At 68.0% G+C, this 14,765-nt stretch carries 15 protein-coding genes; 5 read left to right on the top strand and 10 right to left on the bottom strand.

The genetic code is table 11. From position 1 onward, the window contains the following. Positions 1-29 precede the first annotated feature (29 nt). The gene (locus OX958_RS08220; RefSeq protein ID WP_270136595.1) at positions 30-1,838 is read left to right on the top strand and encodes an ABC-F family ATP-binding cassette domain-containing protein; all 1,809 of its coding nucleotides are present in this window, start codon (positions 30-32) and stop codon (positions 1,836-1,838) included. 422 nt (positions 1,839-2,260) lie between these two features. Here OX958_RS08220 and OX958_RS08225 read toward each other — a convergent pair whose 3' ends face one another. Further along, entirely contained in the window at positions 2,261-2,758 is a 498-nt protein-coding gene (locus OX958_RS08225) for a MarR family winged helix-turn-helix transcriptional regulator (protein ID WP_270136596.1), read from the bottom strand. Between the two features lie 92 nt (positions 2,759-2,850). On the opposite strand from OX958_RS08225, the gene OX958_RS08230 reads away from it, so the two are divergent. Both OX958_RS08230 and OX958_RS08235 read left to right on the top strand, forming a co-directional pair. Continuing rightward, on the top strand, positions 2,851-3,636 hold the full coding sequence (locus tag OX958_RS08230) for a trans-aconitate 2-methyltransferase (protein WP_270136597.1): 786 nt from the start codon (positions 2,851-2,853) through the stop codon (positions 3,634-3,636). Next, positions 3,636-3,983 carry a VOC family protein gene (locus OX958_RS08235; protein WP_270136598.1) on the top strand — a complete coding sequence of 116 codons (348 nt, stop codon included), beginning with the start codon at positions 3,636-3,638 and terminating at the stop codon, positions 3,981-3,983. Before OX958_RS08230 ends, OX958_RS08235 begins: the two co-directional genes overlap by 1 nt. A gap of 24 nt (positions 3,984-4,007) precedes the next feature. On the opposite strand, the gene OX958_RS08240 is transcribed toward OX958_RS08235, so the two are convergent. The 7 genes from OX958_RS08240 to OX958_RS08270 all read right to left on the bottom strand — a co-directional run bounded on the left by OX958_RS08240 (position 4,008) and on the right by OX958_RS08270 (position 11,770). Continuing rightward, on the bottom strand, positions 4,008-6,467 hold the full coding sequence (locus OX958_RS08240; protein ID WP_270136599.1) for an ABC transporter permease: 2,460 nt from the start codon (positions 6,465-6,467) through the stop codon (positions 4,008-4,010). Between the two features lie 3 nt (positions 6,468-6,470). Beyond that, positions 6,471-7,250 carry an ABC transporter ATP-binding protein gene (locus OX958_RS08245; RefSeq protein WP_270136600.1) on the bottom strand — a complete coding sequence of 260 codons (780 nt, stop codon included), beginning with the start codon at positions 7,248-7,250 and terminating at the stop codon, positions 6,471-6,473. A gap of 179 nt (positions 7,251-7,429) precedes the next feature. Beyond that, entirely contained in the window at positions 7,430-8,104 is a 675-nt protein-coding gene (locus OX958_RS08250) for a response regulator transcription factor (RefSeq protein WP_270136601.1), read from the bottom strand. After that, on the bottom strand, positions 8,101-9,303 hold the full coding sequence (locus OX958_RS08255) for a sensor histidine kinase (RefSeq protein ID WP_270136602.1): 1,203 nt from the start codon (positions 9,301-9,303) through the stop codon (positions 8,101-8,103). Before OX958_RS08255 ends, OX958_RS08250 begins: the two co-directional genes overlap by 4 nt. A gap of 115 nt (positions 9,304-9,418) precedes the next feature. Further along, the gene (locus OX958_RS08260; RefSeq protein WP_270136603.1) at positions 9,419-10,060 is read right to left on the bottom strand and encodes a TetR/AcrR family transcriptional regulator; all 642 of its coding nucleotides are present in this window, start codon (positions 10,058-10,060) and stop codon (positions 9,419-9,421) included. Positions 10,061-10,134: 74 nt separating this feature from the next. After that, positions 10,135-11,124 carry an acyl-CoA desaturase gene (locus OX958_RS08265; RefSeq protein WP_270136604.1) on the bottom strand — a complete coding sequence of 330 codons (990 nt, stop codon included), beginning with the start codon at positions 11,122-11,124 and terminating at the stop codon, positions 10,135-10,137. A gap of 328 nt (positions 11,125-11,452) precedes the next feature. Continuing rightward, complete coding sequence (locus OX958_RS08270; protein WP_270136606.1) at positions 11,453-11,770, bottom strand: hypothetical protein; 318 nt, start codon at positions 11,768-11,770, stop codon at positions 11,453-11,455. A gap of 445 nt (positions 11,771-12,215) precedes the next feature. On the opposite strand from OX958_RS08270, the gene OX958_RS08275 reads away from it, so the two are divergent. Beyond that, a complete protein-coding gene (locus OX958_RS08275) occupies positions 12,216-12,653 on the top strand; it encodes a hypothetical protein (protein ID WP_270136607.1) in 438 nt (145 codons plus the stop codon). Between the two features lie 22 nt (positions 12,654-12,675). Here the strand turns inward: OX958_RS08275 and OX958_RS08280 are convergent, their stop codons facing one another. After that, positions 12,676-13,374, bottom strand: a complete 699-nt coding sequence (locus OX958_RS08280) for a class I SAM-dependent methyltransferase (protein WP_270136608.1) — start codon at positions 13,372-13,374, stop codon at positions 12,676-12,678. 118 nt (positions 13,375-13,492) lie between these two features. On the opposite strand from OX958_RS08280, the gene OX958_RS08285 reads away from it, so the two are divergent. Next, positions 13,493-14,266, top strand: a complete 774-nt coding sequence (locus OX958_RS08285) for an alpha/beta fold hydrolase (protein ID WP_270136609.1) — start codon at positions 13,493-13,495, stop codon at positions 14,264-14,266. On the opposite strand, the gene OX958_RS08290 is transcribed toward OX958_RS08285, so the two are convergent. Further along, entirely contained in the window at positions 14,263-14,736 is a 474-nt protein-coding gene (locus OX958_RS08290; protein WP_270136610.1) for a hypothetical protein, read from the bottom strand. The two genes, OX958_RS08285 and OX958_RS08290, sit on opposite strands and share 4 nt — an antisense overlap. Positions 14,737-14,765 lie beyond the last annotated feature (29 nt).

Here is a 14,765-nt window from a genome sequence, read left to right on the forward strand (position 1 = left end):
TTCAAGTACTGAACTACGCTTGAGGGGATATGGCCGCCACTCCTGCACCCAACCTCGTCAATCTCGAAGCCGTCTCCAAAGGCTTCGGAACCCGCACCCTGCTCGACCGGGTGACCCTCGGCATCGGCCGGGGCGAACGGATCGGGGTGGTCGGGCGGAACGGGGACGGGAAGTCCACGCTGCTGCGGCTGCTCGCCCGGGAAGAGACCCCCGACAGCGGGCGGATCACCCACAACCGTGACCTGCGGCTGGGCTTCCTCGGACAGGCCGACAGCCTGGACCCGGAGATGACCGTCGCGCACGCCGTACTGGGTGATGTCGAGACCTACACCTGGGCCGCCGACCCGCGCGCCCGTGAGGTGATGGAGCAACTGCTCGGTGGCGTCGACCACGAAGCCCTGGTCGGCACCCTCAGCGGCGGTGAGCGCCGGCGGGCGTCGCTGGCCCAGCTGCTGATGACCGAGGTCGACCTGCTGATCCTCGACGAGCCCACCAACCACCTCGACATCGAGGCGGTCAACTGGCTCGCGCAGCACGTCGTGGACCGGGCCGGCGCCCTGCTCGTCGTCACCCACGACCGGTGGTTCCTGGACGAGGTCTGCAACGAGACCTGGGAGGTCCAGGGCGGCAACGTCAGCTCGTACGACGGTGGCTACGCCGCCTACGTGCTGGCCAAGGCCGAGCGGTCCCGCAACGAGGCCGTCGTCGAGGGCAAGCGGCAGAACCTGATGAAGAAGGAGCTCGCCTGGCTGCGCCGGGGAGCTCCCGCCCGGACGTCGAAGTCGAAGTTCCGGACCGACGCCGCCAACGCCCTGATCGAGAACGAGCCGGAGCCGCGCGACAAGCTGGCGCTGGCCCAGCTCGCGACCTCGCGGCTGGGCAAGGACGTCTTCGACGCCGAGGACGTCACCTTGAGCTTCGGTGACCGGCTGATGCTCGACCACGTCACCTTCCGGCTCGGCCCCGCCGACCGGATCGGCCTGCTCGGCCCGAACGGCGCCGGCAAGACGACCTTCCTCAAGGTGCTCACCGGCCTGCTGCCGCCGGACACCGGCAAGGTCAAGCAGGGCAAGACGGTCAAGATCGCCAACCTCTCGCAGACGCTGGAGGATCTGGACGGCTCGGTCACCGTGCTCGCGCACATCACCGACATCCGCCGGGTCGCGGCGCTGGCCGCCGGCGTCGGCGAGATGAACTCGTCGCAACTGCTGGAGCGGTTCGGCTTCACCGGCGACAAGCTGACCACCCGGATCAACGACCTGTCCGGTGGCGAGCGCCGCCGGCTGCAACTGCTCCGGATCCTGCTCGACGAGCCGAACGTGCTGATCCTCGACGAGCCGACCAACGACCTGGACGTCGAGACGTTGACGGTGCTGGAGGACTTCCTCGACAACTGGCCGGGCGTCGTCGTGGTGGTCACCCACGACCGGTACTTCCTGGAGCGGGTCAGCGACATGGTCTACACGATCATGGGCGACGGCACCGTCCGGCACCTGCCCCGTGGCGTCGAGCAGTACCTCGAAGAACTCACCGCCGGTACGCCGTCCCGCCGCAGTACGTCACCTGCCGGTGCGCCGGCACCCACCTCGGCGGCAGCTGCTTCGGCCGAGCCCGCGGTGGATCCCGTCGCGGCCCGCGCGGCGAAGAAGGAACTCAACCGGATCGAGCGGCAGCTGTCCAAGCTGACCCACAACGAGGCGAAGCTGCACGACCAGCTGGCCGCGAACGCCAGCAACTACGCGCGGCTGTCGGAGCTGGACACCGAACTGCGCAAGATGGCCGAAGAACGCGCCGAACTGGAAACCGCCTGGCTGGAAGCGGCCGAACGCACCGAATAAGTCAGCACATTTCCGGCGGTCCGCGGAAATGTATACTTGATCAAATCTTTCGGGCCTTGAGTCGCGGCATACCCTCCTATCCCCTGTGATTGGGAGGGTATGCCGCGCCTGCCGGGTGAGCGGCCCCGTACCTACCGGCCGGGTTGTCCAAGCCCCGAGCCCTGGACACTCCGGCCGACCTCGGCGAACCACCTCTTGCCGCCGAAGACACCGATTCTCGAACTCTGCGTAGTCGCTCGACCACCGATGGTGAGGAGACTAGTTCGAGTCGTCACTCAGTGTCGATAGTCGTGGACTACAGCAATCCTTCGATCTCGTTGCAACTAGCAACGATCGGCGCCCGGATAAAGTGACGGGTCGTCTTTTCGGATTATTCCGGCCGAAAAGGCGGCGGGTAACTCTGCTGCCGGAGAAATGCAGGATCAGTGCTTTTCCTGGTCGAACGGAGCGACCAGTTCGCGCAGTACGCGGGCGATCTTGGCCTGGTCCCGCTCGCTGATCGACCCGAGCAGGGTGCGCTCGTGCGCGAGCAGATCGGCCATCGCGGCATCGACCGAGTCGCGGCCGGCCTCGGTCAGCTGGACGATCACGCCGCGGCGGTCGGCCGGGTCGGGCAGTCGCTCGACCAGGCCGCGGGCGGTCAGCCGGTCGACCCGGTTCGTCATCGTGCCCGAGGTCACCAGCGTCTCCTTCAGCAGCCGCCCGGGAGAGAGCTGGTACGGCGCGCCGGCCCGCCGCAGCGCGGCCAGTACGTCGAACTCCCAGGACTCCAGGCCGTGCGTCTCGAACGCCTGACTGCGGGCCCGGTCGAGGTGCCGGGCCAGCCGGCTGACCCTCGACAGCACCTCCATCGGCGCCACGTCGAGATCGGGCCGCTCCCGGCGCCAGGCCTCGATCAGCCGGTCGACCTCGTCTCTCATACCGCGAGACTATGTCATCAAGACTCTTGACATCAAGACAACCTGGAGGCGTAAAGTATCTCGACATCAAGAGATCTTCTCGAGAGGAACGCATGCGCACCTCACCGGTCTGGAATCCAGAGCAGTACAACAAGTACGCCGACGAGCGCGGCCGGCCCTTCGCCGACCTGGTCGCTCGCGTCCGGGCCGAGCAGCCCGGCCTGGTGGTGGACCTCGGCTGTGGCCCGGGGAACCTGACCGCCACGTTGGTTCACCGGTGGCCAGGGGCGACCGTGCTCGGGGTCGACAGCTCGCCGGAGATGATCGAGGAGGCCAGGCCGCTCGCCACTGAGCAGTTGAGTTTCGAGGTTGGAGACCTGCGGCAGTGGAGCGCGGAGCCGGGGTCCGTCGACGTGATCGTCACCAACGCGACCCTGCAGTGGATTCCCGAGCAGCTCGACCTGCTGCCAGGCTTCGTGCGGGCGCTCGCTCCGGGTGGGTGGCTGGCGATCCAGATCCCCGGCAACGGGAACGCGCCCTCGCACGCGATCCTTCGCGAACTGGCGGCGACCGACCCGTACGCCGAGTACGCGAAGGACAAGTCGCTCCGCCCGGACGTGCCTGGCCCGGCCGAGTATGTCGCAGCGCTCACGGCCGAAGGCTGCACGGTCGACGCCTGGGAGACGACGTACAGCCATGTCCTGCAAGGGAAGAACGCCATACTGGAGTGGGTCAAGGGCACCGGCGCCCGGCCCGTCCTGCAGTCACTGCCCGACGACCTGCGCGAGCGGTTCGAGGCGGAGTACGGGGCTCGGCTGAACGACGCTTACCCGCCGAAGCCGTTCGGTACGGTGCTTCCGTTCCGCCGGATCTTCGCCGTCGCCCGGAAGGACAGCTGATGAGACTCGACCACGTGCAGGTGTCCTGCCCGCCCGGCGGCGAAGAGGTGGCGCGCGCCTTCTACCGCGACACCCTCGGAATGACGGAGCTGGAGAAGCCGCCACTGCTCGCGGCGCGCGGCGGCTGCTGGTTCAAGGACGGTGACGCCGAGCTTCACGTCGGCGTCGAGGCGGACTTCGCTCCCGCACTGAAGGCGCACCCGGCTCTTGCAGTCGATGATCTGGATGCTCTGGCCGAAACCCTGCAGGAGAAGGGTTATCCGGTCACCTGGGACAACGAGACGATCCCGGGCCGTCGGCGGTTTCACACCGCCGACGGCCACGGGAACCGGATCGAACTCGTCTGACCGACCCCGGCAACTTCCGCCGGGTTACTCGGTGGCCAGAGCTCCGGCCGGCGCGACCTTCGCCGCGCGCCGGGCAGGCAGGATCGAGGCCAGCAGTCCGGCCACCGCCGCGACCAGCGCGATGGTGATCAGCAGCCGGCCCGGTACGGCGTACTGCAGCGGCCCGTCGATCTGGCCACCCATCAGTGCCGCTGTTCCGGTCCACCCGTAGAGCAGGCCGAGGCCGATGCCGAGTCCGGCCGCGACGAGTGCCATCAGCAGCGACTCGACCGCGAGCATGCCGCGCAACTGGTTCCTGGTCAGCCCCATCGCCCGGAGCAACGCGTTCTCCCGGGTCCGCTCCAGGACCGACAGGCTGAGCGTGTTGCCGACCCCGACCAGCGCGATCAGCACCGACACCGCGAGCAGGCCGACCGCGACCAGCAGCAGAACGTCGAACACCTGGGTGTAGAAGCTCCGCTCCGGCAACCCACCGGAGATGTTCAGCGATTTCACGGTGGGCAGCGACTGCTTGAGGTCGTCCATCACCTTCGGGCCGTCGGCCTTCGGGTCGGAAGCCAGCCAGTAGCCGGTCACCGCGGCGTTCGGCGCGAGCTTCTGCAGATCTGTCTGGGTGACGGTGATCGGATCCAGCCCGTGAGCCTGCTGGACCTTGAGAGTGAGCTCCTGCTGACCCGAGACGATGGTGACGGTCGCGCCGTTCTCCACCTTCAGCATGTACATCGTGTTGCGATCCACCAGCGCCGTACCGGGTTGCAACCGGCCGGCCAGGACCGGATCGTGGATGACCGAGCCGGCTACGGCCTGGTCGATCCCGGTGAGCTCGAGGGTCTCACCCCCGGACTTGACGGTCGCGGTCTTCACCGGCACCACCTCGGTGATGCCCTTGATGTCGCCGAGCTGCTTGGCCGCGGTGGCCGGCAGCTTCTCCTCGTACACCCGGACGGTGACGTCGACCGGGTACTCCTTGTCCATCGTGACGTCGAAGGTCTTGCGGACCGAGGCGATCCCGACGCAGGTCAGGCTGATCAGCGTGACCCCGATCAGCAGCGCCGAGGTGGTCGCCGCCGTACGGCGCGGGTTGCGGACGGCGTTGGCGACGGCGATCCGTGCGGGCACCCCACCCTTGCGGGCAGGCAGCGCGCCCAGCAACCGGACCAGGGCGGGCACCAGCAGGGAACCGATCGCCAGCACTCCGCAGAAGGAGATCACGCCTCCCGCGACCCCGGCGACCACCTGGCTCGACTGCGCACCGAGAGCCAGCAGCGCACCGCCGCCGGCCAGCAGCAGGAAGCCGAGGGTCAGCCGCAGTACGCCGGCCTTGGACTTGGCGACGGGCGCCGCGTCGGGGCGGAGGGCGGCGAGCGGAGCGACTCGGGTCGCCCGCCGTGCCGGTACGACAGCCGCCACGATGGTGACGATCGTGCCGAGCAGCAGCGGGACGAAGACCGAGACGAGGCCGAGGTGCAGGTCGACCGGAGGCAGGCCCCAGTCGAAGCTCCGGGCCAGCGTCAGGGCGATCGCGGACAGCGCGACGCCGAAGACCACACCGATGCCGGAGGCAACCAGCCCGACCAGGCTCGCCTCGGCCAGTACCGAGGAGAAGACCTGGCGGCGGGACGCTCCGACGCAGCGCAGCAGTGCCATCTCGCGGGTCCGCTGGGCGATCACGATGGTGAAGGTGTTGGCGATCACCAGACAGGCGACGAACAGGGCGATCACCGCGAACATCCCGAAGACGCCACCGAGGACGTCGATGCCGTTGGTGATCTGCTTGACCTCGTGGTCGATCCAGCCTTCGCCGGTGAAGACCTCGAGGCCGGGGTTGACCGCGCCGGTGATCGCCGCGGCCAGGGCGGCCTGGTCGACGCCGGGAGCGGCCGCGATCTTGACCTGGTCGATGTAGCCCTCCGGCTGGAAGGTCTTCAGGGTGTCGGCCGTCGCGACGGCGCTGCCGCCGCCGAGCGAGGCGCTGTCGTCGACCAGGCCGACCACCTTCACCCGGTAGTTCTTGCCTTCCCAGGTGCTGAGCTTGAGCTCCTGGCCGACCGTGACCTTGTACTTCTCGGCCAGGCCGGCCGGCAGCGCGATCTCGTTCTTTGCCTCCGGCAACTTGCCGGAGGTGGCGGTCGGCCCGGCGATCTTCGAGGTGTCGTAGAGCGCGGCGATCGGCAGGTTGTCGGGACGGACCTGACCGGCCCACTGCACCTGCAGGTACGCCGAGGTCGCGATCACCACCGAGGCCGCCTGCGGCAGCTTCTTGATCGCCTCGGTGTCCTTGGTGGTGACCGACTCACGGTCGGACCTGACCACCGCGTCGACGCCGGCGTTCTGCTTGCCGATCGTCTCGTCGATGCCGTGGGTGGCCGACGAGTGCGCGGTCATCGCCAGGGTGCCGAAGCCGACCCCCAGCACGATCGCCAGACAGGCGGCGACCAGGCGGCCCAGGTGGGCGCGCAGCGAGGAGAGAATGGAGCGTCGCACGGGTCAGGCCCCCAGCTGCCGCAGGGCGCCGAGCACGGATTCGGGGGTCGGGTCGGTGAGCTCACCGGCGAGCTTGCCATCGGCAAGCATCACCACCCGGTCGGCGTACGACGCCGCGAGCGGGTCGTGGGTGACCATCACGACGGTCTGACCGAACTCGCGGACCGAACGGCGCAGGAAGCCGAGCACCTCGGCGCCGGAGCGGGAGTCCAGGTTGCCGGTCGGCTCGTCGGCGAAGACCACCTCGGGCCGGCCGACCAGGGCGCGGGCGACGGCGACGCGCTGCTGCTGACCGCCGGACAGCTCCGACGGGCGGTGGGTGAGCCGGTCCTGCAGGCCGAGGACGTCGATCAGGGTGTTCATCCACTCCTGGTCGGGCTTGCGGTTGCCGAGCTCCAGCGGGAGCAGGATGTTGTCCTTGGCCGACAGCATCGGCAGCAGGTTGAAGGACTGGAAGACGAAGCCGATCCGGTCGCGCCGGATCTTGGTCAGCGCGGCGTCCGGCAGCTGGGTCAGCTCGGTCTCGCCCAGCAGCACCTGGCCCGAGGTCGGCGTGTCCAGACCCGCCAGGCAGTGCATCAGCGTCGACTTGCCGGAGCCCGACGGACCCATGATCGCGGTGAACCGGCCCACGCCGAAGTCGACGGAGACCCCGTCGAGCGCGGCGACCGCGGTGTCGCCCTGGCCGTAGACCTTGCGGAGGACGTGGGCGCGGATCGCGGTACGGGCGGCGGCGTCCTGCGGCAAACGCCCGAGCCCGAGCTCGCCGGTCTGGATGGTCATCGTTCTCCTCGAAATGCCGGGGGCGAGACGTTCTCGCCCACACTCCAGAAGTTAGTCACCGCGGCGCCCGGAAGAGTCGGACCAGGGAATGGACTCCCCGTACGACCTAGGTCGTACTTTTCCCTGCCCAGTCAGTGATCTCGTACGCCACACTGCCGGGCCCTGACCGCGTGGTCCGGCTACTTGTGGGGTTTGACGATGCCGGTTTCGTAGCCGAGGACGACCAGGGCGACGCGGTCGCGGAGGCCGGTCTTGGCGAGGATGCGGCCGATGTGGGTCTTGACCGTTGCCTCGGAGAGCGTGAAGAGCTGGGCGATCTCGGTGTTCGAGAGGCCGCGGGCGACCTCGCCGAGGACCTCGCGTTCGCGGGCGGTCAGGTCGCCGAGGTCCGGGCGCTCGTGCTCGCCGTCCGGCAGCGAGCCGGCGAAGTGCTCGAGCAGCCGCCGCGTCGTACTGGGGGAGACCACCGCGTCGCCGGAGTGCACCTGGCGGATCGCGTTGAGCAGATCGGCCGGCGGGGTGTTCTTGAGCAGGAAGCCGGCCGCCCCGGCCTTGATCGCGGCGAACGCGTACTCGTCCAGGTCGAACGTCGTCAGCACGATCACTCTGGGGGCCTGCGGCAACGACTGTAGTTGCCGGGTCGCCTCGACGCCGTCCAGCCGGGGCATCCGGACGTCCATCAGGACGACGTCGCTGCCGGTCACCTGCAGCTTCTCCAGCGCCTCGCCACCGTCGCCGGCCTGGCCGACCACCCGCATGTCCGGCTGGGAGTCCACCAGCATGGTGAAGCCCGCGCGTACCAGTTCCTGGTCGTCCACCAGGAAAACGCGAATGGTGCCCTCGTCGTCGGTCACTGCGAAACTCCTCCAGCTGGCAGGTTGTACGGCAGCTTGGCGATCACCTCGTAACCGCCGCCCGCCTTCGGTCCGGCGTTCACCGTACCGCCGGAGATCGAGGCGCGTTGCCGCATCCCGACCAGGCCGTGGCCGGGGTCGTTGCTCGGCGCCACTCCGGCGCCGCGGCCGTCGTCGGTGACCACCACGGTCAGCATCTCGCGCCCGAAGTCGAGATGGACGGAGGTGCTCGCCCCCGGCCCGGCGTGTTTGAGCGTGTTGGTCAGCCCCTCCTGCACGATCCGGTACGTCGTCAGCCCCAGCAGGGCCGGCAGATCACGCCGCTGGCCGGTCACTTCGTAGTCCACCGTGAGCCCCGCCTGGCGGACGTTCTCGATCAGCTCGGGCAGCGACGTGATCCCCGGCTGCGGGCGCGGCTGGTCGGGATCGAGCTCCGGCTGGGCGTCCTGCTTCAGCAGTCCGAGCATCTTGCGCATCTCGGTCAGCGAGGCGCGCCCGGTGTCGCCGATCGTGGCCAGTGCCTTCTTGGCCTGCTCCGGTGACGCGTCCGCGGCGTACAGGCCACCGTCGGCCTGGACGATCATGATGGACAGGCCGTGGGCGACGACATCGTGGATCTCGCGCGCGATCCGGGTGCGCTCGTTGGAGACGGCCAGTTTGGACTCGCGATCGCGGTCCCGTTCGGCCTGGATCGCGCGTTCTTCCAGCTGGGCGACGTACAGGCCTCTGGTCCGGCGACGCTCGCCGGTGGCCCAGACGCCGAACACCAGCGCGCCGAGCGCGACCATCATGGTGATCTGCTGGCGCCAGTCGGAGGTGCTCCAGTACCGCGCGGTCGCCATCAGCACGCCGAGGCCGCCGATGCCGAGCGCGATCCGGCTGAACCTGGTCTCGCCGTACACGGAGATCGCGTAGAGCGCGAGCAACAGCCCGACGTTGCCGGGCTGCAGCTCGGCGCCGCTCAGCCACTGCAGGACGGCGACGCCGGAGACGGTGAAGAAGACCAGCTCCGGATGACTGCGGCGCCAGACCAGTGGCACCAGCATGCCGAAGCCGAGGACGCCACCGAGACCTGTCTGGGCGAGTCCGAGCAGTCCCAAGATCATCGTGAGTCCGCCCGCGAGCAACAGGTCGAACGCCTTGCTGCTCGCGGGGATCTGCCGCCGGGGCGCCAGGATCCCGGACATGGTCCCCGTCATGCCGGCCAGATTACGGCGAAAACCGCGCCGTTCGGTCATGCTGGGGGTGGATGTCGGTCTACGACCGGGGTCTCAGTCCCGTTGGGGCGACGGGGGCCGGGCGCGGTACCGGTCGCTATTTGTGCGGGCGGGTGGAGAGCGTCGGTTTGGCGTCCAGGCCGGACAGGCCGTTCCAGGCGAGGTTGACCAGGTGCGCGGCGACGTCGGACTTCTTCGGACGGCGGACGTCGAGCCACCACTGGCCGGTCAGCGCGACCATGCCGACCAGCATCTGGGCGTACATCGGCGCGAACTTCGGGTCCAGGCCGCGCCGCTTGAACTCCTCGGCCAGGATGTGCTCGACCCGGGTGCCGACATCGCTGAGGATCGAGATGAACGAGCCCGTGGACGAGCCGACGGGGGAGTCGCGGACCAGGATCCGGAAGCCGTCGGAGGAGTTCTCGATGTAGTCGAGCAGGGCCAGCGCGGCCTGCTCGACCAGTTCGTGCGCCCGGCCGGCGGTCAGGCTGGCCGTGACCAGGTCGAGCAGTTTGCGGACCTCGCGGTCCACCACCACGGCGTACAGGCCTTCCTTGCCGCCGAAGTGCTCGTAGACGACCGGCTTGGAGACCTCGGAGCGGGCCGCGATCTCCTCCACGGAGGTCGCCTCGTACCCCTTCTCGGCGAACAGCCCACGCGCGACGACGATGAGTTGCTCGCGCCGCTCCGCACTGGTCATCCGGACCCGGGTCGTACGGCGCGGTTTCGGTTCAGTCACTGACGCACGCCCTGGGGATCACGCCAGCATCATGCCGTAGAACAGGGCGACGAGGTGGGAGGTCTACGGCCCGCTCAGGCCGCCACCCGGTCCGCGGCGGTGACGCGCCGGGCCTCGAGCCGTTCCTTGACTGGCCAGCGCACGTCGCTGACCCAGCCCAGCCGCTCGAAGAACCAGATGATTCGCGCCGAGGTGTCGAGCTGGCCGCGCAGTACGCCGTGCCGGGCGCAGGTCGGGTCGGAGTGGTGCAGGTTGTGCCACGACTCGCCCTGGCTGAGGATCGCCAGCCACCAGACGTTGCCCGACTTGTCGCGGCTCTTGAACGGCCGGTCGCCGATCGTGTGGCAGATCGAGTTGATCGACCAGGTGACGTGGTGCAGCAACGCGATCCGGACCAGGCTGGCCCAGAAGAACGCGGTCAGTGCCCCCTCGATGGACCACGACCACAGCCCGCCGATCACGGCCGGCGCGAACAGCGAGCCGAGCACCAGGAACGGGAACATCCGCGAGACCTTGACGATGTCGCGGTCCTTCAGCAGATCCGGCGCGTACTGGCGCTGTGGGGTCTGCTCGGAGTCGAACAGCCAGCCGATGTGCGCGTGCAGGAAACCCTTGGTCAGCGCGCCGAGACTGGTCCCGTACTTCCACGGGCTGTGCGGGTCGCCCTCGCGATCGGAGAACTTGTGGTGCTTGCGGTGGTCGGCCACCCAGCGCACCACCGGCCCCTGCACCGCGAGCGAGCCGGCGATCGCCAGCGCGTACTTGAGCGGCCGGTTCGGCTTGAAGGACTTGTGCGTGAAGTAGCGGTGGAAACCGATCGAGATGCCGTGACCGGACACGGTGTAGAACACCGCCGCGATCACGATGTCACGCCAGCTGAGGAACCCGCCCCAGGCGATCGGTACCGCCGCGAGGACGGCCAGGAAGGGGATCCCGATGAACAACCCGAGAGCCAGTTGCTCCCAGAACCCTTTCTGCTCACCTCCGCGGGTACCGCGGTCGGTGTCGAACTCGCCAGCCTGCCGGGCGCCGGTGGGCGCCTCCGGTGCCGTAACTGGAGTCATGATGTTTCCCTCGTGGTGGAGGACGGCGTACTTACGCAACCGTAACCTACGGCCCCGTAGGTAAGGAACCCCTTCGCGTGTCCGCCACCCCCCATGGCAGACTGTTCCGGCGTACACGCGATCCCCCGTGGGGTAATCGGCAGCCCGCGAGACTTTGAATCTCGAAGATCTGGATCGAAACCAGGCGGGGGAGCAACGCGAGCCCCAGGTCAGAGCGTCTCTGACCTGGGGCTTCTTCGTGCCCGAGGTCTTTGCCCCACCCGTACTCGGGTGTCAGCTCGAGCGTTGCGCGCGCCCGAACCCGCGGTTGGCTCGCCCGCCGCGGTGGCTACCGCTCGGTCTTCTGATGCCGTGCGGGCGGCTGCGGTCGACGGTGCGCCAGAATCACCGCAACAGTCCAACTCAGCAGCGCCAGTACAAGGCCTCCTGCACCGCCGCCGCCAGGGGCGCTGAAGAGGCTTCCCACCAGAGCGCCTGTCGAGCCCATCGTGAGCATCCCGACGAAGAGCAGCGAGAACGCGGCGCCGCCGGTGCCCAGGTCTCGAAGCCGCTGGTCGATTGGGCGGTGACGGTCCGTCAGCATGAAGATCTGAGCACTGATCACGATCGCGATCATCAGGAGAAGGACGAACGGAACACTGCCCATCGGCACATTGTGCAGGGTGGGGCTTGCTAACGAATTTGCTAACACGCGCGGTGGACGGCGATAGACGCGAGCGACTCCTGGAACGCGGTGGGCTGGCTATACACAGGCAGCGGTGGTGGACGCCGCCCGGATCGCGTCCCAGGAGGACCGCCACATCCGGGCGACGCTTGCCCGCACTGGCCCGTCTCGAACGGGCAGCTCCCCTCCACAACAACGGGTACAGAAGCCGGGCTGGGCTACTTCTGTACCGAGGCAGCGGCCTAGGCCAGCGGTTCCACCACCTCCGCTGACTACTACATCTTGAAGACCCCTGGCGATGCCGTCAACAGCGTTTCCGACTGTGTGCACCCGCTAACGGATCTGCTGACAAACGGTGTGGACGACAAGGCACGCGGGTCTGGTTCAGGTCGAGCCGGGGGGCGGAACGCTTCGTTAGCATCGCCGCATGGCAGTCACTGCTTCTGGGGTGTTCCGGCGAACCGCGATCGAGCGGTCAGATCAGCGGGTCTCCTGGGAGCGAACGGATCAGGCGTTCTTTTCGAGTGGGGCGTGCCACGTGCTGGCGTGGGTGTGCAGGGATTTCTATCCCGATCAGGGGATCGCGTTGGCGGCGATGTACATGGGTGACTTCGACCATCCGCTTCACGTGTACGCGAGGTGGGGCACGTGGGCGTTCGATGCGTCGGGCTGGAACCTCGAGTCCGAACTCCTGCAGGTCAACAGCGACTTCGAGGGGCTTCCTGTCCGTCGGGTGGAGACGATCAGTTGTGATCTGCGGGAGTTCTGTGAGGAGCACGTGCATCGGCAACCGCATCAGTCCTGGGCAGATCCGACAGAACGCGCACGCGCCTATGTGGGCCGATACGACCCGCCTTGGCGCTAGGTGGTTCGCATTTCGCCTTCAGTCAGATCGCCTCGAGTGTGAAGAAGATGAAGCTGATGAATCTCGCGGGGTGCTCTACACCCTGGGGGCGCAGTTCGACTGGTGTGTCTGCGGCGATCTGGGGCTCGCTGATGGCGGCGATCCGGAAACCTGCCGCGGTGAAGGCGTCGGTCATCGCCTGGAGCGGGCGGTGCCAGATCGTGTAGGTGACCGTGTGGCCGGCGTGTTCGGCGTCGAAGGAGAATTCGGCGACGTCGAAGTAGTTGCCGTCGGGGTTCAAGGCCGTGTAGACGAAGGGGTGGTTCAGCGACAGGATCAGGCGTCCGCCCGGCTTCAGCACCCGGTGGAATTCGGTGAGCGGTCCGGTCCAGTCCTTCAGGTAGTGCAGGACGAGTGGGGCAACAATGTCGTCGAAGGTGGCAACGGCGTACGGGAGCGGCTCGGCCAGATCTGCGACGGTCAGGTCGGCGTCTTCGCCGAGCCTTCGGCGGGCCAGGTCGAGCATCGCCGTACTCCGGTCGAAGCCGCTCACGATCGCGCCGCGGTCGCGGAGCGCCGCCGCCAGCGGAGCCGAGCCGCAGCCTGCTTCGAGGATCCGGCGGCCGGCCACATCGCCGGCGAGGTCCAGCATCGCGGGCCGTTCGTAGTGGCCGTTGAGCAGATTGACCTCGTTGTCCGCGGAGTACGCCGCAGCGAAATCGTCGTAGTCGGTCTTCGGCACCGGCACTCCCTCTGTTGGCAAGCTCCCGATCAAACAGCAACCGGCCAACTGCTGTCGAGGCTGCCCCGGACGTTCACGAAACGTGCCGTTGGATGGGGAGGTGGATCACCAAGTCAGCGTGGCGGGTCGCACCCTCTGGTTCCGTTTGTACGGACCGGCCGATGGCGTGCCGGTGATCGAGCTGTACGGAACTCCGAGCACCCGCTTGCGGCGGCCCGGGCAGATCGCCGCGATCGAAGAGAGCGGCGTGCGAGTTCTGACGCCTGACCGTCCCGGCTACGGCGGCTCGACCCGGCAGCCCGGTCGTACCGTTTCCGATGTGGTGCAGAACGTCGAGGTGGTCGCGGACAGTCAGGGGTGGGAGACGTTCGCGGTAGTGGGCGGGTCGGGTGGTGGTCCGCATGCACTGGCCTGTGCGGCGCTCCTGCCGCATCGCGTCACCCGATGTGCCGTGCTTTCGGGTATCCGCCCGCAGGCCGCGACGCTGCCTCCCGAGGAAGTTCTTCGCGCGCAACTCGCGCAGCTCGGCGCCGACATCCTCGGCCAGGTCGAAGCAGGCGGCCACGAGTACCCCGGTGCTCCACCCGGGCCGCCGGCTTGGGACGACCCGGCGGCGCAGGCTCGGTTGCTCGCTACCTTCGCCGACAGCCTCGACGGCTGGTACGACGACAAGGTCGCCTTCGCCCAGCCGTGGGGCTTCTCTCCACAAAGCATCAGCGTCCCGGTCGGCATCTGGTACGGCACGCACGACGAGAACGTTCCTGAGAGCGACGCGCAGTGGCTCCTGGAGAACATCCCGACCGCGGAAGGCCACCAGTACATCGGCGGCCACCTACCTACCAGCGCCACCTTGACCGACATCTACAACTGGACCAGCTCACCTGGCAGCTAGCGACGCGACTTGCGGACCTTTCGCCACTTCCGATACGGAACCAGGCTCGCTTCACCAAGTTCCGCAGTGATCGTCGCGTAGTGGGCAGGTGTCAGGCGCACGAACGCCGACTGACCTTCGTCGGAGAGCGAGACGATGTCGCCCTCGGTGTCGCTCCAGACCGTGGCGTCGTATGCCCAAGGTGCGAACGTCACGAACGCCGACCAGACCTCGTCGCGCACGAACTTCATCACCCCGGTCTCCGCGTAGTCGTACTGTCCCTCAACCCGGCCGTTCCGGGACGCCACTTGCCGCAAGACCTCTGCCGCGGCGGCAACCTCGGGCGTCCAGTCGTCCCCGCCACCCGGAACGTCGGTCTCCCACCGATCAGCGCTGAACTCCACCGTTCTCAGAATCAGCCCGCACGCTCTCACCACCTCAGGGTGTTCCCATCCGTCACTGTCGAGGATGAACGCCTCGGTGGTCTTCACCTCTGCAGTATCGACCAAGGAAGATCAAC

It is taken from the genome of Kribbella sp. CA-293567, from assembly GCF_027627575.1.
GTDB lineage: Bacteria > Actinomycetota > Actinomycetes > Propionibacteriales > Kribbellaceae > Kribbella.